The sequence below is a fragment of the uncultured Paraglaciecola sp. genome (genome assembly GCF_963977085.1).
Classification (GTDB): Bacteria; Pseudomonadota; Gammaproteobacteria; order Enterobacterales; family Alteromonadaceae; genus Paraglaciecola.
In genome coordinates this window covers 52,567-78,542 of sequence record NZ_CAXBNC010000003.1, presented here as the reverse complement: position 1 = coordinate 78,542, position 25,976 = coordinate 52,567, and the positions used below count along the sequence as shown (strand labels likewise).

At 37.1% G+C, this 25,976-nt stretch carries 18 protein-coding genes; 8 read left to right on the top strand and 10 right to left on the bottom strand.

Annotated elements, in window-relative coordinates; genetic code table 11:
* Positions 1-12 precede the first annotated feature (12 nt).
* The 6 genes from AAC000_RS04550 to AAC000_RS04525 form a co-directional block, all read right to left on the bottom strand.
* Complete coding sequence (locus tag AAC000_RS04550; protein ID WP_339720495.1) at positions 13-4,911, bottom strand: type ISP restriction/modification enzyme; 4,899 nt, start codon at positions 4,909-4,911, stop codon at positions 13-15.
* Between the two features lie 360 nt (positions 4,912-5,271).
* A complete protein-coding gene (locus AAC000_RS04545; protein WP_339720494.1) occupies positions 5,272-5,859 on the bottom strand; it encodes a hypothetical protein in 588 nt (195 codons plus the stop codon).
* Positions 5,859-7,253, bottom strand: coding sequence for a hypothetical protein (locus tag AAC000_RS04540; RefSeq protein WP_339720492.1), 1,395 nt, complete (start codon positions 7,251-7,253; stop codon positions 5,859-5,861). The genes AAC000_RS04545 and AAC000_RS04540 overlap by 1 nt, the downstream gene beginning before the upstream one ends.
* Entirely contained in the window at positions 7,240-10,191 is a 2,952-nt protein-coding gene (locus AAC000_RS04535) for a hypothetical protein (RefSeq protein ID WP_339720490.1), read from the bottom strand. Before AAC000_RS04535 ends, AAC000_RS04540 begins: the two co-directional genes overlap by 14 nt.
* A gap of 10 nt (positions 10,192-10,201) precedes the next feature.
* Positions 10,202-10,999 (bottom strand): hypothetical protein, encoded by a 798-nt coding sequence (locus AAC000_RS04530; protein WP_339720488.1) that lies wholly within the window; start codon positions 10,997-10,999, stop codon positions 10,202-10,204.
* Positions 10,999-11,904 carry a WYL domain-containing protein gene (locus AAC000_RS04525; protein WP_339720486.1) on the bottom strand — a complete coding sequence of 302 codons (906 nt, stop codon included), beginning with the start codon at positions 11,902-11,904 and terminating at the stop codon, positions 10,999-11,001. The genes AAC000_RS04530 and AAC000_RS04525 overlap by 1 nt, the downstream gene beginning before the upstream one ends.
* Before the next feature lie 216 nt (positions 11,905-12,120).
* On the opposite strand from AAC000_RS04525, the gene AAC000_RS04520 reads away from it, so the two are divergent.
* Both AAC000_RS04520 and AAC000_RS04515 read left to right on the top strand, forming a co-directional pair.
* Entirely contained in the window at positions 12,121-12,252 is a 132-nt protein-coding gene (locus AAC000_RS04520; protein WP_339720484.1) for a hypothetical protein, read from the top strand.
* A 52-nt stretch (positions 12,253-12,304) separates the two neighbouring features.
* Complete coding sequence (locus tag AAC000_RS04515) at positions 12,305-12,961, top strand: hypothetical protein (protein WP_339720483.1); 657 nt, start codon at positions 12,305-12,307, stop codon at positions 12,959-12,961.
* 1,113 nt (positions 12,962-14,074) lie between these two features.
* Here AAC000_RS04515 and AAC000_RS04510 read toward each other — a convergent pair.
* The 3 genes from AAC000_RS04510 to AAC000_RS04500 all read right to left on the bottom strand — a co-directional run bounded on the left by AAC000_RS04510 (position 14,075) and on the right by AAC000_RS04500 (position 15,532).
* Entirely contained in the window at positions 14,075-14,323 is a 249-nt protein-coding gene (locus AAC000_RS04510; protein WP_339720481.1) for a hypothetical protein, read from the bottom strand.
* 134 nt (positions 14,324-14,457) lie between these two features.
* The gene (locus tag AAC000_RS04505; RefSeq protein WP_339720479.1) at positions 14,458-15,282 is read right to left on the bottom strand and encodes a hypothetical protein; all 825 of its coding nucleotides are present in this window, start codon (positions 15,280-15,282) and stop codon (positions 14,458-14,460) included.
* Positions 15,283-15,349: 67 nt separating this feature from the next.
* Complete coding sequence (locus AAC000_RS04500) at positions 15,350-15,532, bottom strand: hypothetical protein (protein WP_339720477.1); 183 nt, start codon at positions 15,530-15,532, stop codon at positions 15,350-15,352.
* A gap of 715 nt (positions 15,533-16,247) precedes the next feature.
* Between AAC000_RS04500 and AAC000_RS04495 the strand changes: the two genes are divergently transcribed.
* The 6 genes from AAC000_RS04495 (at position 16,248) to plsB (ending at position 24,710) form a co-directional block, all read left to right on the top strand.
* A complete protein-coding gene (locus AAC000_RS04495; protein ID WP_339720475.1) occupies positions 16,248-16,889 on the top strand; it encodes a hypothetical protein in 642 nt (213 codons plus the stop codon).
* Positions 16,890-17,121: 232 nt separating this feature from the next.
* The gene (locus AAC000_RS04490) at positions 17,122-17,400 is read left to right on the top strand and encodes a hypothetical protein (RefSeq protein ID WP_339720473.1); all 279 of its coding nucleotides are present in this window, start codon (positions 17,122-17,124) and stop codon (positions 17,398-17,400) included.
* Positions 17,390-19,315 (top strand): hypothetical protein, encoded by a 1,926-nt coding sequence (locus AAC000_RS04485; protein WP_339720471.1) that lies wholly within the window; start codon positions 17,390-17,392, stop codon positions 19,313-19,315. The genes AAC000_RS04490 and AAC000_RS04485 overlap by 11 nt, the downstream gene beginning before the upstream one ends.
* A 2-nt stretch (positions 19,316-19,317) precedes the next feature.
* Entirely contained in the window at positions 19,318-20,274 is a 957-nt protein-coding gene (locus AAC000_RS04480) for a TniB family NTP-binding protein (RefSeq protein ID WP_339720469.1), read from the top strand.
* Positions 20,264-21,940, top strand: coding sequence for a TniQ family protein (locus AAC000_RS04475; protein WP_339720467.1), 1,677 nt, complete (start codon positions 20,264-20,266; stop codon positions 21,938-21,940). Before AAC000_RS04480 ends, AAC000_RS04475 begins: the two co-directional genes overlap by 11 nt.
* A 334-nt stretch (positions 21,941-22,274) precedes the next feature.
* Positions 22,275-24,710, top strand: a complete 2,436-nt coding sequence (gene plsB, locus AAC000_RS04470) for a glycerol-3-phosphate 1-O-acyltransferase PlsB (protein ID WP_339720465.1) — start codon at positions 22,275-22,277, stop codon at positions 24,708-24,710.
* Positions 24,711-24,731: 21 nt separating this feature from the next.
* On the opposite strand, the gene AAC000_RS04465 is transcribed toward plsB, so the two are convergent.
* Positions 24,732-25,970 (bottom strand): leucine-rich repeat-containing protein kinase family protein, encoded by a 1,239-nt coding sequence (locus AAC000_RS04465; RefSeq protein WP_339720463.1) that lies wholly within the window; start codon positions 25,968-25,970, stop codon positions 24,732-24,734.
* Between the last annotated feature and the right edge of the window lie 6 nt (positions 25,971-25,976).

The window sequence follows — 25,976 nt, the reverse complement described above, 5'->3', positions numbered from 1 at the left end:
CTCCTTGTAATTTTAAATATCCAATTTAGGCAGACTTTTCACTATTTTCATTGTTTCCAAACTGACAGTGATAACACGTTTGAATAGCTCTAATGGATATTTTGCATTGCCCATAGTTTCAACTGCCCAATCATTAGCATCATTAGTAATTTGCGAATTTTTATCCGTAGATACGCATTGACGTTCAATTACCCAATCTAGTGCTGGTTTCCCATTAACAACATATTCATAAGCTTCGACTGGAATGTTTTTAATCGTGATTTGATTATTGTATATAATAGTGGTTTGGTCTTTTTCTTTGCCGTTTTTGGAATATTTCATTTTAGTAACGTAATAATCTTCGTTATCAAATTCTTTGATTGATTTACCACCTGTATCCAGTGTTACGGGGTAACAATCTACAGTTTCATAATTTAGGTGTAAGTCAGCTAAATCACGACCAGCTCTAGAGAATAACCAAAAATCATTTTCTGTTTTAACGAAAGGAATTCTTGGTAATGTTTTGGTTAGATTTTCTTCGAATCTGTCGTGGTAATCGGTTGAGTGTAAGACACCATAGATATAATAGAAGATGCTTTCAGAATCAATTTTTTCATTTGCATAAAATTTTTGAAAATTAGTAACCACATTATTATGAATCGCATCTACTCGTTCCAATTTTCCATTATCACTAGCTTCATATAGATATAGAGGAAACCCTTGACCACCTGAATGTTGCAGATTCAGGTCTGGTAAGCCGTCTAGCATAAGGGCAGTTAATTTCTTTCCACTGTTTCCTGAACCACTCAAGTAAATAAGTTTATTTTTCGCCAATGCATTTGGAAAAATATTTGGCATTTGACCTACACGATGATTGAACATGCCATCGTGATAAAGCCATTGTTTATTGAAAGGTCGATAGTATGATTTGATGATATTTTGCTCAGAATACCTTGCAACAACACCTTTACCTACTTTGGGCAATAGACTGCTAGACCAGCTTATTTTAGTAGGGTCATTATTAACAAAGCTTTTTAAGTTCTTCGGTAATATTTCACTATAACGGAATACTTCATCATTATAAAATGAAGCCATTTTCTCCATATTGGATGCAAGTTTCTTTTTAGAGGCGTTATAACACCATGCATCACGTGCTGTCTCTATTCCCCTTGAGTAGTTTTTAAAAATAAAGTCCTCTTTAGAGCCTTTTTCCTTAGTTCCCACTACAACATGTTCATAAAAACTATCATCTCGTTGATTAACCCAATCATGATATTTATCAGGGACAATCTCAGTCCATTTACTTTCTTTTGAAATGCCATTCACACTCACGAACTCACTAACAATATCTAACTTTTGCTGTTGTGTGAGGTAGTCACCAATATCATGCCAGTAGATCTTGCCCTTTTCTTTTGACTCAGGTTTTTTCACTAGAAGTGTAATGGCGATAGGTGCTCTGCTGCCACTACCGAAGATTTTACCACCTTCTTTTCTAGACAATTCACCAGATGTCCTTTGATTTCCTCTCAAATGAAACACATATAGATTACTGTATTCTTCAGCTAAACATTTTCTCACGCCATCGGCTGTATTACCTTCTAGAAAGCCTGCATTGGTCACAAAACCAACTATTCCTTTATTCTCTATTCGGTCACTAGCCCAACGTATTGCTCTGATGTACGAATCGTATAGAGCATTTTTATTCGTAGCGGTTGAATGAGCTGCATAAGTTTCACGAATTCCTGCATCCAACTTTTCATAGGATAAATTTGCATTGTTGTCATTGGCACTGGTTTGTCCTGCTGAATACGGAGGATTACCAATAATCACTTGGATATTATCCAAGTTTTTCTGACGAATTCTGCGCTGACTATTATCGGATAAGCGCTCTTGAATCAGGTCATCTTTTTCGTAAAGCTGAAAGGTATCTGTTAAACAGATGCCATTGAACGGTTCATAGTGAGTTAAATCACCTGTTTCATCTTGCTTGCCAACCAATGAGTGATAAACTGCCTCAATGTTGATTGCCGCAATGTAATAGGCTAATAACACTATCTCGTTGGCATGGATTTCATTTTTATATTTATGTTGAAGCTGCTCTTTAGATATTAGGCCACTTTGTAATAAGCGAGTAATAAAAGTTCCCGTACCAGTAAATGGATCTAGGATATGCACTCCTTTACTGCCAAGGGTCTGACCAAACTCTTTTTGGAGTAAGTCATTAACACTATGAATAATAAAATCAACCACCTCTACAGGGGTATACACAATGCCCAATCGCTCAGTCATTTTAGGAAAAGCATTTCGAAAAAACTTGTCGTATAACTCTACGATAATTTTCTGCTTAGCTGAAGCATCATCAATCCCTTCAGCTCGCATTTCAACGCTGGCGTAGAATTGCTCAAGAGTATCAGCCTCTTTATCTAAACGATGCTCATGTAATAGATCTAACACTTCTTGCATGGCAAGAGATACAGGGTTGTTAGTAGCGAAACTATGATCTTTAAATAAAGCATCAAACACTGGTTTCGTAATTAGATGCTGTGCCAGCATCTCAATGACTTCTGAAGGTGAAATCGCTTCGTTTAGGTCATCTCTTAATTCTTCGACAAAATTATTAAAGGCTTGTGCTTCTTTAACATTCTCAGGATTTTCAACAATGGTTTTAATTCGTATGATGTGGGTATCAGCAATTTTGGCAATATCATTTGCCCATTGCTCCCAATGCTTTCGGTTACCACACTTTTTAACAACTTGGGCATAAAGCGCACGTTCAACTTCCGTTACCTGAAAGTCAAATCCGGCTTGTTCAGCGTTGTGCTCTCCGTATTTTTGCTTAGCCCTACCTTTACGTTCACTACCAATTAAAAAATCACCTTTACCAGCTTGTTTTTTAGACTTGGCTTTTTGTTTAGGTGAGATTTTGTCGGTAATGGAAATAACTTCCATCTTGGATGGCGCTTTACCAATTAGATCAAGCTTGTTAATCATTGCATCAAAGCGATCATCATGTGATCTTAATGCTTGCAGAACATCCCACACAACCTTGAATACTTGGTTATCATTAAGCGCTTCATCAGGCTCCATTCCAGTTGGCACTACTACGGGCAATATTACATAACCACGAGTTTTACCCTCTGACTTACGCATAACACGACCTACAGACTGAACTACATCAACCTGAGAGTTTCTTGGTGTTAAGAATAAAACCGCATCTAATGCAGGAACATCAACACCTTCAGATAAACAGCGAACATTACTTAATATTCGACAAACGTTGTCATCTGTTTTTTCTTTTAACCAGTTTATTTTTTCGCTTTTTTCTGACGCATTCATGCTCCCATCAACGTGCTCTGCTTCACAAAATAAACCATCATCAATATCACTAGCTTCTTGATAAGCTTCAACAACGGATTGAAATACAGCGGCAATATTTTTAGAGCTAACTTTATGTTTTGTTGATTTGCGTTTAGAAGTGCTTTGCGGTTCGATCACTTGGCAGAAAGCCACCGCTTTTTTCATTGGCATGTCATCGTCTGCCAAATCTACCCTTGTATCAAGTTTACTTAACGCCTTCCAACAGCCTATTATTTTGGCGGCATCATCAACTTTCAATTCGTTATTTTCATCTTTTAACAATGATTGTATTCTGCGGCTGATATGAGCTTCATCAACAGTTAGCACTATTACTTTGTAATCACATAATAGGTCTCTTCTAACGGCCTCTGAAAAGGTAATTGTGTGCAAGTCATGGCCGTATAAAGTAGGGTCATCCATAGAGCAGAGCACGACATTGTCTTTTTCAGCATTAGCTTTCGCTGAATTGCCATATAGACGAGGCGTGGCAGTCATATATAAACGTTTTTCAGCCCGAATGAAATTTTGATCATGCACTCGAACAAAGGCACTTTCATCGTCATCAGAAAACGTTGCACCTGTAGTACGGTGAGCTTCATCACAAATAATAAGGTCAAAATCAGCGAGTCCATGTTCCTTTTGAGCTTTGCTTATTACTGCAATTGAATGATAGGTAGAATAGACAACGCTCATATGCTCGTTGTCATGACGTAGTTCAAATTCTTTGGCTAATTTGTCTGCTTGTGTTGTTGCCGGGTAACGAAGCTCATGAACAAACGTATGGACAACATCATCTTCATTTTTATCTTTTTTCTTACCTACATCTGAATCTGAACAAACAGCAAAACTATGAAGCGGAATTTCACTTTGTTGTGTCCACTCTGTTAACGTTTGAGACAATAAAGATAAACTTGGGACAAGAAATAAGACTCTTTTACCTTTTCCTGTTTGTTGCTCTGCCAACCTTAAACTTGTAAACGTTTTACCCGTTCCACAAGCCATAATTAACTTACCACGGTCAGCCTTTTTAAACTCTCGGATTACGTTGTCGATAGCGGTTTTTTGATGAGGTCTAGGAGCAAACTTTTTAGTTAGTATAGGGGCTTTATTGGACTCATATTTTGACCAATCTATTAAACTGTTTTCTAAATCATTTAAGTCTATTTTTGACACCGGAATGTGCTGATCCGCCATTGATTCTTCAGCGTGTATACTCCAGTTAGTGGTCGTGGTGACAATTAATCTATGTGTGAAGGGCTTTTTACCTGAAGCGGTAAAGAAACTGTCTATGTCAGACTTTTGAATTCGATAATCTTCGGCATAACATTTACATTGAATAGCATGATATTCATTCGTAGCGTCTGTTTTAGCCACTAAGTCAATGCCTGTATCTCTTGCATCTAAGCCCTTTTCAGCAGCCCAATCCGAGTACAACCAAATGTTGGAATATAAATCTTTATAAGTTGGTTCGTTTTTAAAGTAGGTAACAATGAGTTCTTCGAAGTAAGTACCTTTTTCTCGTTCTGTTTTTGACGTTTGGCGGTAATTTTCTAGTAGTTTACTTAACGGAGTCATGAGTGGAATTGTTCCCTAATATTTAAAATCAGTTTTGGGCTACTAAACAAAAAATGAAAGGCAACCAAATATCAATGTTTATAAGAACAATTTATCACAATCACTTTAATTATAAATCATCTAAATGTTATCTAAGGTTTAGCTTTCATTGCGGGACGTAAAAAAATATGTATTGGTTTCGTTGTGTGTTTTGTCCTATATGAGTTATCAATAAGATGACATTGAGGCAGAAAAATAATTGATGAGTTCAGGGAGTTCTTATTACTTATTGTTTTCAATTTGCCAACTAATGCGACTTTGAGAACAATCAAAACATCTCTTATTATGTTGCCCAATTAACTATGCTATGCCTATATGCTCCTATTTATTAATAAACTGGGAATGAGCTTCTATCAATCTATTTAAAAATGTCATAGCAGCTTTGCTTAAAATATACTTATCCTGAGAAACTTTAAATATAAGGCTCCTACTAGTTAAGTATTCCAACGCCTTGTCCCAATTATCTATCCTTAAAGCCTTTAGTGAACTTGTTAGCAAATCGTCTTGCTTTAATGTATCAATATCGGATTCTTTCAGCCCAAACATTGGATCTTGCAACTGTGCTAAATCGCCTACTGTTGCATAGTACCTTCCAATAAAAAGCAAGATAGATTGAATCTTCATGGCATTATCATCTGATTCATCGTTGTTAGCGTCACGTAGATCTTGAGTGAAGTAAAAGTCTCCTTCTTCATCAAACTTTAGATCAAACCCCATATGCTTAAAGAATAGGGTGAAGTGCTTAACTTTACTAAATACTAGAGTGTATAAATCATCATCTACTATACAGCCGTGGACATCGTCATATCGTTGTTTGTTAAGCACTCGCCCTTGTGAGAATAGTCGATAAATCTCGGTACTTTTGATGTAAGAAATCTCTTCAAAACTATAAATCACTTCGCTTTCCATTAGTCAGCCTCCTGCAAGATGACAATCCTATATACGTAATATTTATTTTCTTGTTGAATGAATGCTTTGTTGTTTGTCTTAATAAGACATTTACCGTCAAGTGTCTTTTTCATGAAATGGACAACCGCATTTATAAGATCAATAAAGTGATATTCTGGTAATAAGCTTTGAAGGCGGTAATGTAAGGTGGCTATTACGTCCTTTGATTCTCTCAACGCGAGCTTTTCTATCAAGTCGTATATTGCTTTTGCTCTTTTTAAGCGATCTTTCGAGGTGAAAGAGACCAAAGCTTGACCTTCTGCTTCAATATCTTCGTTTGATAGAAGTAATTGGTCTTGAATTCGATACTCAAGATCCTTAAATATGTTGTAAAAGTAAGAGCTATTGTTTTCAATTTTTAACCCTTTTGGTCTCGGAATTCGCTTCACATTTTTCATGAAGGGAACTTCATCTGCGAAAGAGTTATCTATTTTTGTACGATTTACACGACCATCCTGAGTCTCTTCATACTTTTTTCTAAAGCGCTCAAAATGCCACTCCATCGCGTTAAACTGGGTTAAACTTTTCTGCGTCTTGCGAATAAAACCGTTTATCTGATTTGAAACGTCTTTTAGCGGGTTAATAATGTTGGTAAAACTGAGTCCATAGCGAAAAACTTGGTCAGAAAGCTCATGTTTACCATGTGCATCAAATAACAACTTTATTGAGTTGATTGTTGCTAGCAGATTACCTCCATCGATCAACTTCACATCAGGATTAACAAACCGTTGGGTAGGCAGAATATGTCTTTCATATAAATGCGTAACATCATCTAGCACTTTTTGCCTGTATTCAACAAAGTCGATTCCGTCTTTGCTCACTTCAAACGATAGCTTTTCCAAGTCACTATTAATACTCTGCATTCTAACTAAGTTTCGTTTAAGCAAATCAAGCAAGCTACCCAGCTTATGAAAGAGTTCTTCTACTAATTCTGTATAGTCATAATCCATTGAATTGAAACTACAGTCATCAGATAGAAGTTTATTTTGAATATGCCAAAAAGAAGCGAGTTCAGCTTTTAATTTTGCATCTGTTAGTTCTTGATATAGAGATGTTTCGCAAAGCCTAAAAATAGAGACAACGGATTCTTGAAACATCAAACGGCTAACGTTATCAACCTGATCTTGATCAGCAACGATGTGTGACTTTGCCAAATTTTCCGTTGCATAAGCTATCTTGAATCGTTGCTGCTCTAGCTTATCAAGGTGCTTTATACTTTCTAACACCTCAAAGGCAACGGCACCCTCACTAATGAAACGCTCATTTTGAGCATCCATTTTTTTAATAACATTAAACATAATGTTAGGTCGTTCTAACATTATTTTAAGTGTTTGGATGGCGCTAAATTGTTTCATTTACACCTTCCAAAAGCTCAATCTGCTCATCTTCTACAAATGATTCAAACGCTTCTTCATTGTAAAATGACTGTGGGCCATCCCAAACTACTCTCGCTCTCTCGGCTGTGTATGGTTTTGCTGTTTTTAAAGCGTCAACATCATAATGATTTCCGATCATGTGAACCAATTCTGCACCAGAGCTATGAGTTCCAGCGGTGAAAAGATAAAAACCACTGTCCTTAATATCATTTAATAGCCACTCGTACTGATTTACATTGATATTTGCTGCCTCATCCATTATTACTGGAAGCTTCACCATACAACTATCAGCACGTAATTTTGCGAGTAAAATCCGTACAAGTTTAAGGTTAATCAGTGCTGTGGTAGACGTTGATTGTTGTTTTGTTTGCCAACTGTCATGACCATCTTTCTTGACTTTATAACTGACTTTTTTGATTACGTCAGACATTACTAGCTTGTTACGTTCACCATCTTTGAAAAACGCATTGCTAAACGCTTGAAGCCTCAGATAAAACTGCTCAGAAAGAGCTTGCTCACTAAACTCGTTATAGCTTTTCTGTATTTCAGAAATGAGGTTTTTAAAACGTTGGTCAACATGGATAGACACTTCAATTTGAGTTAAGTCATTAACCGAAATACCTTCAAAAGAGCGGTTAAGTTGATTCTCAAAGCGGCTAATATGCTCAAAATTTTTATCTAGAATATCAACGTAGTTGCTGACACTTTCATTGTGAGATTTGGTTTTTGATTTTAATAACTGCCTTTGACCTTCAAACTCATCATAAACTTGCTTTACGTTGGAGTAAGCTTGATAGATGGTGCTAGGCATTGGGCTTGGGCTAAACAGATCGTTATCTAGATCTATAAATTCATCCCTTGCGAATTCTCGCAGTCCTTCAAGAATCTTCACTCGCAAATGATCGACCTGTTGCAAGTCATTTTGGAGTAATGACAAATATTCTGGTGTCACAGTAGCAGCATTGTTAAAAACACTCTGCTTATCGAGTTGTTTTTGAATTTTAGGATAGGCTTGCTTAGTACCATTGGCAGTTCCTTGGAGCGTAAATAGCTCGGTTTGTTCGTTGCTGAAAGCTACCTTTTGATGCTTTTCAAATTCTATTTTCTCTGATAATTCAGCTTCTCGCTTTAATAGGCTTTCAACTTGGGGCGTAAACTCGGCAATCACAGCTTGGTTATCACAAAGTTGCTTGTTATAAACCTTTAAAGCACCGATATTATCGTTCAGTTCAGATATAACTGCTTTTTCACGCGCTATAGCCTTTAACTCCCTGTCTAGTTCCTGAAGCTTTTTCTCAACAATTAAAGGATTTGTGGAATCTTGCATTTCAAGTGCAGACTTTTCAGAAAGATCTGTATTTATCTCTGACACAATATTGTCTAATTCTCGCTGTAGGTCTCGACTCATCCTTGTGTTGGATTTTTTAAACTCTTGTCCCCAAAAGTTATATAAATACCCTTGATCACTAAATAAGCCTTTAAAACCTTCAATTGCATCTATTTCATGCTTGTCCAATTCCTTACCCGGATTCGCCAATACCAGTCGTTGATTTATGGAATTAAGTAGTTCCAAGGTATCATTAGGTAACTGTTTTTGAATCGCAAATTCAGAGTTTTTAATTTCTAGCTCAATATTTTGTTGAGTAATTTTATTTTGAGCGACTAGAGCTTCAAGCTTTTTGATTCTTACACGTCTTGCATTTTCATCTTTAAGAGATTGAATTTTATCTTGTGTTTTAATTATTTCTTCATTGAGAATTTCTAGCACTTGTTGCTGACTATAATCTTCACCATAACGACTTAATTCAGACTCTCCCTTATCAATATCTTTTTGAGTTTTAGTGATGCTTTGCTCGGCCGTTTTAATGTTTGCCTTAGCAGTAAACAAATTTTGACTAATTTTCTTAACTTGTTCACTAATAGGAGATAATTGCTGTTGAAGCTCTTTTATTCTATTTGCTGATGTAGTTACTGATCCACTTACCTGTTTTAACTTACTGTTCAGACATAAATAAAAATCAACAAAACGACTCTCAACTTCAGACAATTCACTATACCGAGCAAAATTAGAATTAAGGGCCTCAAACTCTTTTGTCTTATTTTCAATATCAGTTAACTTTTGCTCTTCCAGCTTAAGAGAGTCATGCGCTGCTAAAAAGTTTTGAATATCAAAGTTCAGCGCATCACTCGTCTCTTTTTTTTCTGACTCCACGATATTAGCAACAGCTTTAGCAACTCCTTCATTTGATGTTTCCATATCGAAAAGCATTAAAATTAATGCTCTCAACGACTCTACGTTTTCATCAGATGCATCATTAAGTGGAAAGAGGCTATAGCGCATTTCAGTTTCAGACAGTATGTCTCGTGCATACATCAAGTCCTTTAATTTTTGAGGATCTTTAACTGAAATACAGTACTTATCTTTGGCCTTAATCTTGGCAAACACATCTTGAGTCGATAGTTTTTCTACTCTAGAGCCTATGGTATGTTCGTCATCTTCTTCTACTTGCCAGAATAAATGCTGAATTTTTTGGTAAGGTAAAGCAGTAAAAATACGCTCAAATGAAAGGTTCTTTCCTCTATTTAAAATCTGGCAATGAGTGTATCGTTTGCCAGCAATAACTTTTTCTACTTCAATAATTAAATGCGAGTACTTGCTTGGGAAATAGTGACCAAATGACTCGTTTTTATCATATTCATAGCCATTTGAACTTTTGAAATTAAATTTATCTTTAGCTCGATTAAAATTAACCTCAGGCAGCAGAAATAAACGAATACAATTTAGAAGACTCGATTTACCAACGTTACCTTCGCCAAGCAAAATAGTGTGTTTATCCAATTCGATTTCAGAATAACAAAATCCCGCTGAGTCCACTAAAACTAGCTTTTTAAGAACAAAATTAAATTGGTGAGACATGTTGATTTCCTTATTCAAAAGCTAAAATAGCTTCTTGTTCCATAAAAAGTTTTGTTGTTAAAAAAAGCCTATTAAGTCTTTTTAAACCTAGATCTTCTGCGGCTTTTACTGCCTTGAGGTATTGATCCTTATTTTTAGGTTTTTTAACAAAGTAAATATCTAAATCGTCAGAATTTGGCTCTAAAAATTGAGCTTTACCGCCAACTATGTTTTTCATAGCCTTAAAAATTTTTAAACCACCAAAGTCATAGTCGAAGAAACATAAAACAGACTCGTACTGATTTAAAAATTCTTGGTTATATATGTTGGTAACCTGATTGCCTGAGCCGAAAACTAAATCAGTATTTTCAAATGATAATGAAAGAGAAAAAACTTTGTTCATTTGAGAAAGTAGAGCATCTCTTGAAAAGAAAAGTTCGGAGTTCTCTATTATGAGTACTTGCTTTTTAGGTTGAAATTTAAAGGAAGCATTTTCTTTATTACACACAACAGTGTCAGGATGAATATCATCACATTGTTGGTGGTAAACGAATAGATAACTTGTCGAGGTTTTTACCTTATGGGAGTTACCTAGCAATGTAGCACTAACTCGACTTTCTGGCTCTATCGTCAATTCATACAGGCGCTTTAGTAACTTTTCACATGATATTGTTACGATTACTGAATTTTTTCTAAGAAAGTTAACGGAAGCATTTCTTTCTACATCTTCTTTCAAACTTTCAGGTAACAAAGATAAAAACGCTGAAAAATTGAAAGCTTTCCCATGTTCAATTTTTTCCAAATATTTAGAAATTCTTCCGTCAAACATTAGCTATCCCCGACTTGAGATTCTGATTCTTGGTAGCCGGGAGCAATGGCTAGGTTTTCTGCACCGTATAATGTTTGTCGGTTCCGAAGCCAAAGCTGATATTCACCGCCTGCCAGATTTGCATCTAAAGTACAGTCAACATTCCAACGCCTTAAAAGATATCCAGCCAATGCTGCTCTTACATTCAACTCCAAAACACCGTTTTCCATTCCGTAATCCATAGCTATTGCAATCGGATATTGAACATTATTTGGATGCGCTACGAGCTGCAAAGGCATCATTCGCATCCACTGGTGATCCTCCAATTTGTTTTCATGAGATTCAAAATTCTGAGTCTTAATGGTCACCTTGCTGATCCTCGTTAAAACAAAGTCTCTGAACGATTTGCTTTTACGATCATAAGCTCTAACATGCCAACGTAGTCCATTATCGACAATAGAATGGGGCACAAGCTCTCTAGATTTTGAACCACTGCTTAACGAGGTGTAAATGATACTGACAGATTTTTGATTAAGAATTGCCTGAACAAGTTTTGCTACGACAAATATGTCAGGTACATTTAGTTGACTAGGAGCCTCAACCGGAAATTTAACATCCCCAATTGCGTCAAAGCCATCTGAAATATTGTTAGCAAGTTTTATTAGAGTTTTTCTGGCATCGTGCTTAAAAAGCGGTTTGAATTTATTTGTCTGATAATATTGCTTGGTGGGATTGTCTAGTTCTGCATTGTCCGGCGCTAACTCTTTATAAAGTGAAATATCGCGAGTAGCATTCGCCATTCCCATCTCAAATTTCTTAGTTAAATCACTACGACTAAAAGATCCTTTAAACATTAGCAAAAAATCAATAAAAGCAAGCCGCTGTTTTTGGGCGTAGTTCACATTTATGCTTTCCAAAGTACTCATTAACAAACCAACATATAACCATAATGATTACATAATAGTACATTAATGATTCCATGTGTCAATTAGATATAAATTTGTATTTTTCGATGTATCAGTAATAAATAATCCTCATTAACTACAATTATCATCAAATATCGCTACATATCATTAAACTATCAGTTTTTGTTTTTTTCTAATTTCATATGATTTAGACAGACAAACAGCGAGGAGAAAAGCATGTCTAATCAAAACAACAATCACAAAGGTAATCAAGGAAATAGCAATAAAGGTACTTCAGGAACTAATCCCGCGTATGCTAAAGTTAATGGCAATCGTGGGAAGCAAATGAACCCAAATCAAAACAAATAACTGGTAATGGAGTGACAGGTAATTTATCGCCTGTCACATTTTAAGGATAAATGTGGAAGCAAAAAATACTAAAAAGAACAAACGCAAATTCAAACAGACAAAGCAGCTTGTTAGATTAGCAATCAATGATGGATGGACTCAATCAGAAATAGCAAAAGCTTGTCGAACTCATCAGTCTATCGTTAGTGACTGGTACAAGGGAGTTAATCAAGGAACGGAACAGCAGTTAAAGACACTACTTGAACAATATGGTCACAAATTAAGAAAAAATTCATTTAGAATATATTGGAATATTGAGCCGGAAACCAATTCTCAAGTTTTTCACAAGGTTGAAGGTAAAGTTATTTTGAGCGAAGCCTTTTATGATGCGAGAAGAAATGGGGCAAAGTTAGAAAAGAAAATCCCCCAGCTTAAACTAGTTATTCATCATCAAGGCAACAATAAATTTAGGATTGTCTATCAAAGCCGCTTAACATTCTCAAACACTAATAACGAGTTAGAATCAATGGTTGAGGATGCTATTTGGGGGTCTACTATTTCAGTGCAGTATGATTTGCCTGAGCTATTAAAGATTATTGATAAATATGCAGAAAAAAACCTAGTTAAATACCCAAGTGATGCGAATACATTACCCTTCATTGTTAGACAGGCACTGCTAAATCATGGGTTTAATGTTGAAGGAATTGTTGAATACCCTGCCATCTGGTAATGTACAAAAAAATACAAAAAAGGAACTTGGCACCTTAACGCCAAAACATGTGGGAGACCGCAACCGTTTGAAATACCTTTTTTTGGTAAGCCCTGTAACTAGCCAGTCCGCTACCACAGCGCTATTCAAACAATTGGAGCACATTGTTATCGCTTTGAATTAAGCTAGGCCAAAGGTACTGCCGATCAGCCAAAACATAACATGTGATATGGAATAGGGTGGGTAAAAAGGTCAGCCGTCAGTTTCTGACCGCTGGCTTTTATTCTATTCTGAACGCTACTCAATGGTGCCGATATTTTTTGATTTTTTTAACACTCCATTATTTTAACGTTTATTAAATCTCGACAATTAATAAACATTAAATTATACAAATCAATAACTTGACTCATCCAGCCTGACATTATCATAGCAATTTTTGAAAGACTAATAATTCATCGTAGGGTCAATTTATGGTTCGCAATATTCTTTTAAAATTCCACATTAAATGGCTAACCTTTAGTAAAAATACTCTACCTTTTTAAACGGTAAAATTATGGATAAATTAGAAAATAAACAGTTCTGTGAGTGCTTTGGCTGTGATAGGCAAATGCTGGTTGGAGACAGTTGCCATAACATCACCTATAGCTACGACAAAATTGAATCGTGCCACTTCGCTTGCCCGGCTAAAGCAGTCGCTTTGGGTTCATGGTTGCTTTGAAAAGATGCTGGATAATGGCGAATACAGCGTATTGTAAAAGATGTGGCGAAGTAGTCATTGTTCTACCAATGAATAACGTTAAAGGCAGTGTGTAAATGCGGCGCAAACTAAAGCTCAGATATCAAAAGAAGCGCTATTTAAATCATTTGAAGTTGAAAGCCGATCTTGCTCCCTCCTTATTTAACCCTAGTGAGATAACATACGCTTCTATTACTCAAGTAAAGCGTAAAGGGCAGTATTATCACCAGCAACGACTTTATCTAGAACAAAAGATGAATGCGCGACAACTTAAAAAACATCGAAAAAAACGGCTTAAATCAGGAGCAATTAGCAGCAGGTTTACTGCTATCTGCAAATTACCATTGAAACCAGCGTCTGCTAAGTATCTAAAAATAGGCTAACTTGATGAGGTTGGGTTAGTTGTTATTCACAAACTCATTAATAAGTTGCTCAAAATCAAGCGATTCATTGTTTTTACAGGCGACCAATAATTTTGCTACAAGCGCCTTATTGACAGGAAGACCATCAATTCTATGGTTCGCAATAGCCTCTTTCACATTGTTATAGCTAGCACGCACATTTTCAGAAATACCTTTCTCAATATTTTCACTATTAGCGCAACCATTTAAGGTTTGTACTTTTTTAGAAGAAAAAGTGGTACTCATGATTTCCCTTGTCGCTTATAGCAGTAGGGTTAATTATAACTCAGCGTTAAAATACATCAAAAAAGTGAATTCGATTTTGGCAACTTTGTTTATGGGGCTTGGAACTCCAAAAGCCCCTAAAAGGCGTGAATTGTCTATTTACGTAATAATTGCTGACTCAAGTTTTGCGAGCGGCTCTTATCTTTAGCTGATATGTCGGGTAATTTGATACCTTCGTCACCTGCTACCTCCGCAGGACCGTAATCATCGTAAACTTCGCCCGTATCAGAGTTGATGGCGTAAAGGTTATCTTGAGTTACATCAATGTCATACTGCAAGCCCCAATAATACCAAAACCACTTTTCTTCATTGGTTGTTGAATCCTCAATGATTTGAGTAATAATCCATCTATTGGGATTAATCATCGCTTCAGCTTTCTGCCAGTCTAAAACGAGTGCTTTAGGTAATGTGACAAAGTTAGACTCTTTGTAATAATTAAAGAACTCAAACGCCTCTAGCACTTCAAAGCATTCACTTTTAAAATATTGAGACCAGCGGCGCATGCTCCCGTCATCAAACTGCTGACAAATAGGTTTAATTATTGATGGGCTTGGTAGTGTGATTACACTGCTGTTAGCGAGTTCTAAACGAAGGAATTCGAAAAACTCTTGGTACGACAATATATATTGATATTCCTCAGCAACTTCTCGATGCATACTGCTTAGCTCCTCGTTAGCCAGCAGCTTTTTATACCAGTATTCACCACTTCGATTATCTGGATTTTCTTCATATTCAGCCAACATTTGAGCAGTAAATACGACTGCCATTAAGATAGCCTCACTATCACCAGAGACGATGAGTGATTTTAACGTTTCGAGAATACGCTTTTCTAACAACTCCTCTTCAAATGAAGATTCACTGTAAAACGAGTAAATATCATCTAAAGAAATAGTATCGTATTGCTTCCATACTTTTTCCATAGACTGGCATACCAGCAATGCATTGCCTACATCAAAGCCAATGCCCTGCACGCGATCAAGGCATTGCCTATTGGCTATTGGCTAGTTCAATATTATCAACGTTGATAACGGTAGCAGCTTGAAATGCGGCATAGCTTTTAAAGCCACAGAATGCGGCGAAGGCTTCATATAAATGGCTTTTTTTAATAGCGGTCAGGGTGGGTTTTAGCTCGGTATGAGCTGCAAATATCAAAGGTTTTAAATTTTTCATATACATATCCATATGCTTGAGACAGAGCAATTCTGTTATCAATCATTGCTACACGCGATTACAACACGATCACTCAAGCCATGTATGCATTCTTTAATATTTAAGATAGAAGCGAATATGCTTTTTGCCTTTTCGGGCCGTTTTGCTGTTTTTCACTCGCGTGCAAGTGAGGCTAGCGCCACTAGCAAAGATAAATGATTTAGGGAAATGAGGCAAATTTAACGTCAAAAATATAAAAACTTCGCGATTTCACCTCTGTTTTTTAGATTTAATGATCGCGTCTGTCTGATTTTTAATCGAAACTAGTTATAACCAAAAGCAACAGAACCATTTAATTTTTATAAAAATAATTAATAAGAAATATTATCGTATTTTCATAAGCTTAATGCAAAAAGCCACTAATTTTCACTCCTTTTTTGTAGCTCGACATACAAACCGCATTATACATTTATGTATAATAAATCCTTAGATAACATGAAGTTACGACAAAAAATATACTAGTCTTCTAATTGCAGCAGCCATTTTTTAGTTCTAACATTTTATTCCATTAAAAATTTTGGAAACTAAAAAATGAAAATATCAAAACGTAAAAATTATCTACTGACACTTAAAAAAATACCGTCAACGATAGGGCCAAAACCTATTCCTCCAGTTCAACCTAAAACGTTACTCAGGTTTCGCTTCAAAAGTCTTAACCAGTTAGGTGGAGGGGATCATGTCTGTCGATAGACCCTTCGGTAAAGCCAACACCCATAAACCTGACATTAAACATTATTCTCCCAAATTACGGGCAATGGTCAGTTGCGATAGTTTTCTTGAGAAAAAGAAGTGCTTAGTAATCGACCTTGATAACACTGTTTTATCGTATATGACTCAACCTGATTCAACTTACTTTGAGTTCGAAGGGACGGTGTGTCGTTATACTGCTGATTTCATCGTGCGAACAGAGAACGGCTATGAATTTTGGGAATTAAAACCTACTGCGAAAACATTATCTGAAAAATTTAAACGCAGGCAAGCGATCCTTGAGTTACATTTCAAAAATGTACTAAAAGTCCCCCTTCGCGTAGTCACGGAAGTAGGACTCACAAAGCGTGAATTCATCTCTAATTGTCAGCTACTTTCAGCATTCGTAAATCATTATCAAGACGAAGATATTACTCAAAGAATTATTTCAGACTTATCTGAATTTTCTCATCCTCGCGTGCGTGACGCAGAGCTTATTGCGACTAATTATGGACAATCACCGGATTACGTTTGGGCCATGCTGGCCAATAAAACCCTTAAATTTAATCACGATTTATTGCTAGACCGTGCCACGCAAATAGATATGGAGGCAAGTGACCATGCCTTTTAATCTAGAGTTTAGTGCCTCTATTCAATGCATAGCCTTGAGGCAACAACTGCAAAAATCAAAACGGTATCCCGACGAAGACATTTTTGATCTTTATTACGACTACAAGCAGCTATGGAAGAGCGCAAATTCAAATTCCAAATTACTTACATTACGCGAATTTGAAATGGCCACTCTTTTCATAAAAAAACCAGATTTTAACCCCCAATTTCATCTCAAAACCTAGGAGCATTACATGCAATATACAAAACCTTGGGTAAAACTTCCTTTGGAGCGTTCTTATACCCTTGTCAAAAACTTCTTATGTCATGTCAATGGCATTGGCATTGGCATTGACATTGACAATAAAACGATACCACTTCGCAGTATTTATAGGGCGTATTTAAGCAGTTTACTTGCGAACACAACACCTGTGACTGACAAACAGTTTTTAAACCTTTACCGCCAATTTCAGAAGCATTATCAGTTTAAAAATAGTGGTTCACAACTAGGGAGAAAAAAAGATGCACGCTAATGCAATGTTGTTACGAGAGAACATGCGTATTGATTGGAAAGGCAAAGAAGCAGTCATTCGCAGTGCACAGCCTGATTTCTTGGTAATTGAATACGATGATAAAAAGAAAGATATGCTATCTGGAGACATGGCATATGATGCTTATCTTCACGGTGAAATCACCTTGGTTGAGACCAAACCTTCAGTCGTATACATGCCGTTAACCAACCCTGCGCACGTTGAGGAAGCCAATCGGATGAGTGCTTATCTTAAAGAGCTTGATTCTCGTGCATTCAGTGATTCAATACGCACTAGAGTTAGCGTTACCCAATGCGTATCTAAACGCATCAATGACATGCAACCACCTTCCGAGGGGACATTATACCGTTGGCGTAAAAAATGGTTAGCAAACAACAAAAACGTCATTCCCCTCGTTATCAAACCCAAACAGCAGCGGAAGAAACAGATTGCACAAGCAGAATTAGATTTAGCGTATGAAGTGATTGATGAGGAATATTTACAACTGAATGGTGCCAATAAATTTCAAACTTACATTCGTTTTCAAAATCGTTACGACGCAGAGCTTAAGGATGTAAACAAAAGAAAGTGTATGTGCGCAGAATCATTTTATAAATTGATCAGAGAGTTAGATCCAGCCGAAGTCATTCTCGCTCGTGAAGGTAAAAATGCACTTCGAAGACATGCTCGTACTAGCAATGAGGTTTTTATTACTGACCGTATTATGCAGCATGTAGATATAGACGCTGTTCATTTAAACCTAGGTTTACTGGACGATAATGGCAACTACCTAGGCACAGTTATTCTTTATCTCGCAATTGATGTTCACTCTCGTTACATCGTGGGCTACAAACTTTGTTATGGGATAAACGTTGCTGAAGAATCTTCGGCGGTTATTGAGTTACTTAAACATATCAGTCTTCCCAAAAAACGTAATGGTAACTATCAATCTACTTGGTACGATCTTGGACCACCGACGGAAACATTTGGTGATGCGGGTAAAGCATTTTGCTCAAGTTTGATTATCGCTTTTAGCGCAATGCTCGGCTCTAGTCATACAACCACACAAGCTGGTAGTCCTTGGAAAAAGCCCTTTATTGAGCGCTTCAACAGAACGCTGCGTTCACAGTTTGCCAGTAAAATTCCGGGCTATTTTGGTAGACGTGTCGATGGGAAAACACTTGATGGCACTATCGAGCAAAAGGCTTGTGTATCGGTGACAAAGTTTACACAGTATTTAGAAGAGTACATTTGTGATTTTTATCATCAAAACCCACACAAGGGATTAGACGGGCTTTCGCCGCAGCAAGCCGTTGAAAGTCAGCTAGACAATTTCAAGCCACGCACAATTCCAGATATCAATCAAATAAACGCATGTACAGGTGTGGAGCGAACGGCAACGATTCAAGAGCGCAATGGCATCCAAGTGAATCGTATCAGTTATCGTAACAACGAGCTGAAAGCGATTTACGATAAACTCGTTATGCAGGGTAAAAAGCGTGAAGTCAAAATACTCTATAACCAATTCGACATTTCAAAAATCACACTCATTGAGCCTGATACGTTAACACTTCTCATTATTCCTTGCCGCGATAAGCGTATTCAGCCGGGAACAACCTTAAAAGAATATAAAGCGGGTTTGCCTGTTCAGACCGAAGAAACGAAAGCTTTTCCGTCGAAGCATAATGCTCATAAGCCAAAAGCGAAGAAACGCAAAAATACTAAAAACACCAAGCCTACTGAACCGTCTTCTGAATCTTATACAGAAGCAGAGTTAGAAAATATGGTTGAGCAAGGCAAGGAGCGTTTTGGACAAGATCATACGGGTAAACAGTTCAAGGCTGAGTCAAAAAATACTATTCCTGAATCAGCTAGCTCTAGCCGTTCAGGTCGTAAAACTAAAAGCAAGATAGTTTAATTATGTTAAAGCAAGAAACAATAGAATTTAATAACAAAGCATCACTACATCCAAATTTTGAAGCAGGCATTAATGCTCTTTCAAATGTGATGAAGTACAAAGGAGTTAAGTCATATGGCGTGATGATTCTGGGTGATCCGGGATGTGGTAAAACGTTCCTGCTAGATACCTTCCAGCGCATGCACCCAGACATTTTCACCCGTCGAAAAACAGAAGTACCGATGGTGCGCATAGATTCTCCACCGGAAATCAATGCAGGGTCGATGTATAGTGAATTACTTGAGGCACTTGGCGACCCATGTGCCGATGAAGGGGCACCCAAATCGCTCAGAAAAAGACTAAAGAAACTCCTTAAAAACCTTAACTCTAAGCTTATGAGCATTGATGAGGCCCATGATTTTTTACCCAGTTCTGGGCTTTCCAAGACATCGATAGTGTTAAAAGTCATCAAATGGTTAATGAACAACACCAATGTACCGCTAATTTTAGCAGGGAAGCCTGAAACCAAAAACTTACTTGATTGCGATGACCAGTTAGAGGGTCGGTTTCTGGAAGTCATCAAATTAGAAAATTTTTCATGTATTACTACTGAAAAATCATTAGATAGTGCCGACTTTTTCGATGGCCTGTTTTCGGTGTTTCCTCGACAAACAATTGGGTTGGAGTTCTTAGATGAGTTCGAATCTGCTGACGGTGAATTTCATTACAAGTTAAACAACAATTTTAGTAATTTACTGCGCTTTATCCTCGCCACATCTGGTAACCCTAGGTTGATTAACAAATTGCTGTTGGAGGTTATTGAATCAACTAATAAAGAAGATGTCCTCGCTATTGCTGACTTTGCGACAGCGTGGGAAAAAATATTGCAATCAAAGATGGTATTCAAATTCAATCCTTTTACCGCAGACCTATCTGTAGTGAAGAAAAATGCCAGTGAGAGAGGCTTGTATGAAGAGTAAGCCCAAAATTCTATATCGCCCTTTGCCTACAAAGAAGGAAGCTGTCAAAGGCTATCTAATGCGAGTTGCCTATGAGAATGGGTATGACTTTCTTAACTTATTAAGTAAAGCTATTGGTCATAGTATTGGTCCAGCGCTTTATTTAAATGACTTACCTGAACATAATAAAGTCAACAAAATTCTGAGACACCATCTATGTCTAACGCCCGAAGAATTTGGGCTTTGTGATATAAAAGATCACTCGTTGAGACAAAGCAATCGCTCAGTTATCAATATTACGGATAACAGAATAAAGTTTTGTATTGAATGCTTAAAAGAGACGCCCATGCTGCTTAAAAAGTGGGAAGCAATTCATACGACACACTGTATTAAACATAGATGCGAGCTAGTACACACCTGTCCTAGCTGCGATAAACCTTTTACCGAGAATACAAAACTATTTGATTGCTGCTCACGATGTGAGCTGAAATGGGCAGATATAAATATGGTAAAAAGTTGTCCCCCCGTTTTTCAGCAAATTGATGAAGGTTTAACAGGTGATAAGCAGGTAGCATTCAGAGCTGCGCTTTATCAAATGATTGTTTTTGTTACTAGGCCATTTGACTTGCAATTAGCGGTATATCAGCAGTTTCCAAAATTTATTCTTGAAGCCGACATGATTCAGTATTTTAACTACGCATTTGCCATGTTAACTAATGAGCAGTTCACAAAATCTATGTTAAATCGACGAAAAGAGATTGTCAGAGCACAAGGAAACATACGACTTTTATTACCGCGACTCTCATATTTCGACGAAAAAATTCATCAGTCGATTAAAAGTGTTGAGATGCTTGAACTACAAAATACAGATGAAGATTTAAAGCTTCCAGATGGGTTGGATAATGCAAGTCTTCATAAAAATAGTGAGGATATCCACTCAAAAGACTATCCATTTAAGATTAAACATAACGCAGTAGCTGATTTACTTGGTGTTAGTGCTATAGAGCTAAATCAATTAGCAGGAGAGGAGGTGATAAAAGGCTTTGAATTTATAAGTATGAAAAAACGTAATTGGTTTGACATCCGAACTGTAGAAGACAGCTTACAATCAATAGATCCTTATGTTGAATATTCTGACATTAGCCATAAACAATGGATAAACCTTTACGGCATGTCATCATCATTGCACCGCAATAATCTATCTTTTGCTAAAGCGCTTAAATTAGTCATTTCAAATGGCTTAACAATTATCACTAACAAACATAACTGGCAGCTTTCTGATCTGAAAGTTTGTAGAAATGATGCGGTTAAACTTTTTGAAGCACACTTTATTGCATCTTTATCTGGCCCAATTCAAAAAAGAGATATTCTCAACTACTTCCAATTCAATGGAAAACAGTTCGAAGCGTTCAAGTCATTATTTAAAGATGAGCTTATTTTTGAAAAATGTGATTTTGGCTATATTCCCGGTGAGGCGATAAAACGACTATTCGATAATTACATTTTGCTAAACAAGCAATGCCAATTAAAAAAAGTAAATTTGAAAAAATGTGTCAATGAACTAAAAGCCGCTGGGTTATTACCGGATAACTCTAAAGTTGCACAATCGAACCTTTTTCTCTATAAAAAATCTTCCCATATTCAAGCAGCAGTTAATGCAATCACCCTTCGTTTAGCTCGAAAATAAACGTCCACTTTTCATAGAAAACACTCCATTTTCACAATTTAAGCTATACTCTCTCAAAGCCCTATAGATAGTGCTTTACGCGATTTCGCCCCCTAAAAAACAGATTGCATTTTAGCTGGATTTTTCAGTAGCAAATGCAGGGTTAGTTAGAAAAAATGAGATTCCTTAATTGGAAACTTTTAGCTAAGTACTTGATAAATATAGAACCTACGGTTTCACTTTTCAGTAGCACCTACAGGGCAGAAATAAAATGGTTGTGTCCGATTATCAAAGATAAACAGCTAGGAATGTCTGTGGTATCCTTCGCAAGTTTTTTAACTGCGAGCAAAATAGTATGTTGTGGCTACATAAATTGCTGTTGGCAATTGTATCCGTACCGGTAAAATGGCTGGTAAAGGTAAACAGTATTCCAAGTGATCTAAGATCCGAATTGGGCATAGACAAAGATCGGCCCATTGTTTATTTGCTTCGTACCCATTCTGTTACAGACCAATTAGCGTTAAAAATGTCTGCTGTAGCCTTGGGGCTACCCAAGCCCACACTAAATATTATGATTGCGGGTCAAAGCCATTCTTCCTGTTTATTTTTACAGAAACCGCGCTCTGTGTTCAATCGCAAAACCACAGACACTTCTATTCAAGAAGATGCGGCCAAACTATTCAAGCTGCACAGAGAAAATCCAGATTTGGATATTCAAATAGTGCCAGTGTCTATTCTTTGGGGTAGAGCCCCAGATAAAAACACTTCTGGATGGTCCGACGTTATCGCCAACCAAATGTCCCCAAGTTGGCTACGTAAATTTTTTATTGTGTTGTTTTTAGGTAGAGACAATTTTGTGTGTTACAGCAAAGCCGTTTCTTCAAGAAAAATGATCCAGTTAAAAGGCAGTGATGAGGACATCGCCCATAAGTTAATCCGCGTGGCCGGTACTCATTTTTATCGACGTCATCAAAACTTGACTGGTCCTAACATTCTTGAACGCCATCAATTATATAATGGCGTTTTGGGTGCTAAATCGGTACGTAAAGCTATCGTCGAAGAAGCGCGAAGTAAAAAACTAAGTCATCAACAAGCCAAGCAACAAGCAAAAAAATACGTTAATGAAATTGCTGCTGATTACAGACCCGGGCTAATCAGACTGGGAGAGAGAATTTTAACCAAAATTTGGAACAAAATTTATAACGGCATCGAAGTTAGGCATGCTGAAAAAGTGCGAGCGTTAGCACAAAATGGCCACGAAATTATCTATGTACCTTGTCACCGTAGCCATATGGATTATTTACTGCTCACCTACGTTATTTACCACCAAGGTTTAGTTACACCACATATCGCTGCTGGGATTAACCTTAACTTTCGTCCTGTTGGTGGAATACTACGTAAAGCTGGTGCGTTTTATTTGCGCCGCAGCTTTGCTGGCAACAAACTCTACACTGCGGTGTTTCGTGAGTACTTAGAATTGTTGTTTAACAAAGGGTATTCAGTAAAGTATTTTCCTGAAGGTGGACGCAGTCGAACAGGGCGACTATTACCACCTAAAACGGGCATGCTGGCGATGACATTGCAGGCATTAATCAAAGGTGTTAATCGCCCAGTGAGTATAGTGCCGGTTTATATTGGTTACGAACATGTGATGGAAGTATCTAGCTACCTCAAAGAACTCAATGGCACAGGAAAGAAAAAAGAATCTTTCTTACAGATATTTTCAGCCATTAAGAAACTCAAAAATTATGGCTATGGTTTTCTTAATTTTGGCGAGCCCATTAATTTAACCAATTACCTCGACCAACAAAGGCCTAATTGGCGCGATGAACAAGACAATAATAACGACAAAAAGCCACAATGGCTGACTCCTGTTGTCAACAATCTTGCCACAGATGTGATGGGTCGAATCAACCAAGCCGCAGCCATTAGTGGTATGGCAATTTGTGCTATTTGTTTGTTGTCAGCAAAAAAACATGCGATGGCTCAGACTGAGTTAGAACAGGCCATTGAGCACTTTTTAGAATTGTTAAGTGACGCTCCTTACAGTGTACTGGCCACTATACCGAAAATATCGGGTAAAAAATTACTGGAAAACACCCTCAAGCTGAATAAATTCACTGTATCAGAAGATAATTTTGGTAAGATAATCTCACTAAAAGATCGCAATGCCATTCCTCTTACCTATTACCGAAACAATATTTTGCATATGTTTGCGCTACCGGGGCTAATTGCGGCAATAGTCTTTGCCCACAATGGTTTATCAAAACAACAAATTCTAGATATGGTGGGCAAACTCTATCCATTGTTAAAGCGAGAGTTGTTTATTTATATGAGTGTTGCTCAAGCAGCAGATTATACTGAATCTTTAATCAATAAAATGTTAGAAATGGGGATGCTGGAAACAGACGACACCAAAGTCCAACCACCTGCTGCAACCAGTCAATCCTTTTATTCCGCTTGGTTACTGAATCGTAGTATTCAAGAAACGCTGCAGCGATATGCTGTGGTACTCACGTTATTATCCAGACAAGAACAAGTCAGTCGATCAGAATTAGAAAAGAAAAGTGCACAATTTGCCGAGAGATTAGCCGCATTACATGGCATTAATTCCCCTGAGTTTTTCGATAAAAAAGTACTAGGTACTTTTATCAACGCATTAAAAGAGAATGCATTGATTGAAGCAGATGACAATGGTCAGCTACACCACACCGAACAGAGTGTGATATTAAAAACCGATGTCATTAACTTAATCGAACCTGAGATAGCCCAGCGTTTACAACAGATTTAGTTGCCTCAAACTTATAAAAAACTAGTGGAGTTGAGAGTTTAAAAACTTATATTGTTTACTGATTTTATCTTCTTCATTACAAACACTGAGTAAGTCTTGAATAAAATTATGCAATGCTCGACGTTCAATTTTTTGAATTTGAGCCTGCTGTTTTTCATTTAACATGTGATACATAGATGCGGCACCAAAGTCGCCGAAAATGATATTGGCGTCTTGGTCAAACAAAGTGTTATGTGCATATAAGTCGCCGTGGCAAACCAGATTTTGATGTAAGTGTGTAAATACAAGCTGCATTTGTTCGACTATCTTACTGATCTGCCCAATGGAAAGTGTAAAGCCGACTTTAAAAGTATCCCGAGTACAAGTATCAAAGTCAGGTGGTAAACCTAGATTGTTATAATGTTCAGGGATAAGCTCCATAACCAGAGCTAAACAGTGTTTTTCATTTATCTGTGCCAGTGGCTTAATTAGATTCGCATGCTCACCTACTTTCAGACAGGCTTGCAATTCATCTTCTGGGTATCCGTCGCTAGTCAATTCACTTTTAAATACTTTGATTGCGACCTCTTCAGGAAAAGCTGCGGTAGGCGAATTCCAAACTGCTTTTGAAATCACACCCGAGGCCCCTTGTCCAAGCACATTGTGCAAGGTTAGGCTTGAAGAAGCGACGCTAGGAATGCTCTGAATATCACTTTTAGTACGACTAAAGGGATTACCACTGAATGCTAACCAAGCGAGTTTAGGTAAGTTTAGCAATTGATCTGGAAACTGAGTGATATCGTTCGCTGAAATACGCACTAACTCTAGGTTATACAATTGCGCCAAATTAGCAGGTAATTCCTTAAGTTGATTGCCAGACAAAGCTAATTTTTGCATTCTTGGGCGTTCACCCAAAGAGTCTGGTAAACGAGTTATCTGATTGTCTGTTAAAATTAACCAGCGCAACTTGACTGGTAATGATTGCTCAGGAACGTCCTTAATTTTGTTGGCTTTAAAGCCTATCATTTCCAAACTTTTACACTGCCCAAGACTCTCAGGCAAATCCTCAAAAAGATTATTAGAGGCAAAAATTATCTTCAATTTATTGAGTTGTTTAATCTCAGCGGGTATTGATTTAAGTTGATTATTGGATAAATCTAATATTTCTAATGAATCAGCTAAAGATAAAATTTCAATTGGAAAGGTAGTGAGGTTTTCTGACAAAGTTAAATGAGAAATACCCATCAATTTACCAGACTTTAGCTGTAAGAGTGTTTGCAAAATGCA

Excerpts from the sequence above, each read along its gene's own strand:
- AAC000_RS04550 (WP_339720495.1), bottom strand. The coding sequence starts at position 4,911 with ATGACTCCGTTAAGTAAACTACTAGAAAATTACCGCCAAACGTCAAAA.
- AAC000_RS04545 (WP_339720494.1), bottom strand. The coding sequence starts at position 5,859 with ATGGAAAGCGAAGTGATTTATAGTTTTGAAGAGATTTCTTACATCAAA.
- AAC000_RS04540 (WP_339720492.1), bottom strand. The coding sequence starts at position 7,253 with ATGAAACAATTTAGCGCCATCCAAACACTTAAAATAATGTTAGAACGA.
- AAC000_RS04535 (WP_339720490.1), bottom strand. The coding sequence starts at position 10,191 with ATGTCTCACCAATTTAATTTTGTTCTTAAAAAGCTAGTTTTAGTGGAC.
- AAC000_RS04530 (WP_339720488.1), bottom strand. The coding sequence starts at position 10,999 with ATGTTTGACGGAAGAATTTCTAAATATTTGGAAAAAATTGAACATGGG.
- AAC000_RS04525 (WP_339720486.1), bottom strand. The coding sequence starts at position 11,904 with ATGAGTACTTTGGAAAGCATAAATGTGAACTACGCCCAAAAACAGCGG.
- AAC000_RS04520 (WP_339720484.1), top strand. The coding sequence starts at position 12,121 with ATGTCTAATCAAAACAACAATCACAAAGGTAATCAAGGAAATAGCAAT.
- AAC000_RS04510 (WP_339720481.1), bottom strand. The coding sequence starts at position 14,323 with ATGAGTACCACTTTTTCTTCTAAAAAAGTACAAACCTTAAATGGTTGC.
- AAC000_RS04505 (WP_339720479.1), bottom strand. The coding sequence starts at position 15,282 with ATGGAAAAAGTATGGAAGCAATACGATACTATTTCTTTAGATGATATT.
- AAC000_RS04500 (WP_339720477.1), bottom strand. The coding sequence starts at position 15,532 with ATGAAAAATTTAAAACCTTTGATATTTGCAGCTCATACCGAGCTAAAA.
- AAC000_RS04495 (WP_339720475.1), top strand. The coding sequence starts at position 16,248 with ATGTCTGTCGATAGACCCTTCGGTAAAGCCAACACCCATAAACCTGAC.
- AAC000_RS04490 (WP_339720473.1), top strand. The coding sequence starts at position 17,122 with ATGCAATATACAAAACCTTGGGTAAAACTTCCTTTGGAGCGTTCTTAT.
- AAC000_RS04485 (WP_339720471.1), top strand. The coding sequence starts at position 17,390 with ATGCACGCTAATGCAATGTTGTTACGAGAGAACATGCGTATTGATTGG.
- AAC000_RS04480 (WP_339720469.1), top strand. The coding sequence starts at position 19,318 with ATGTTAAAGCAAGAAACAATAGAATTTAATAACAAAGCATCACTACAT.
- AAC000_RS04475 (WP_339720467.1), top strand. The coding sequence starts at position 20,264 with ATGAAGAGTAAGCCCAAAATTCTATATCGCCCTTTGCCTACAAAGAAG.
- plsB (WP_339720465.1), top strand. The coding sequence starts at position 22,275 with ATGTTGTGGCTACATAAATTGCTGTTGGCAATTGTATCCGTACCGGTA.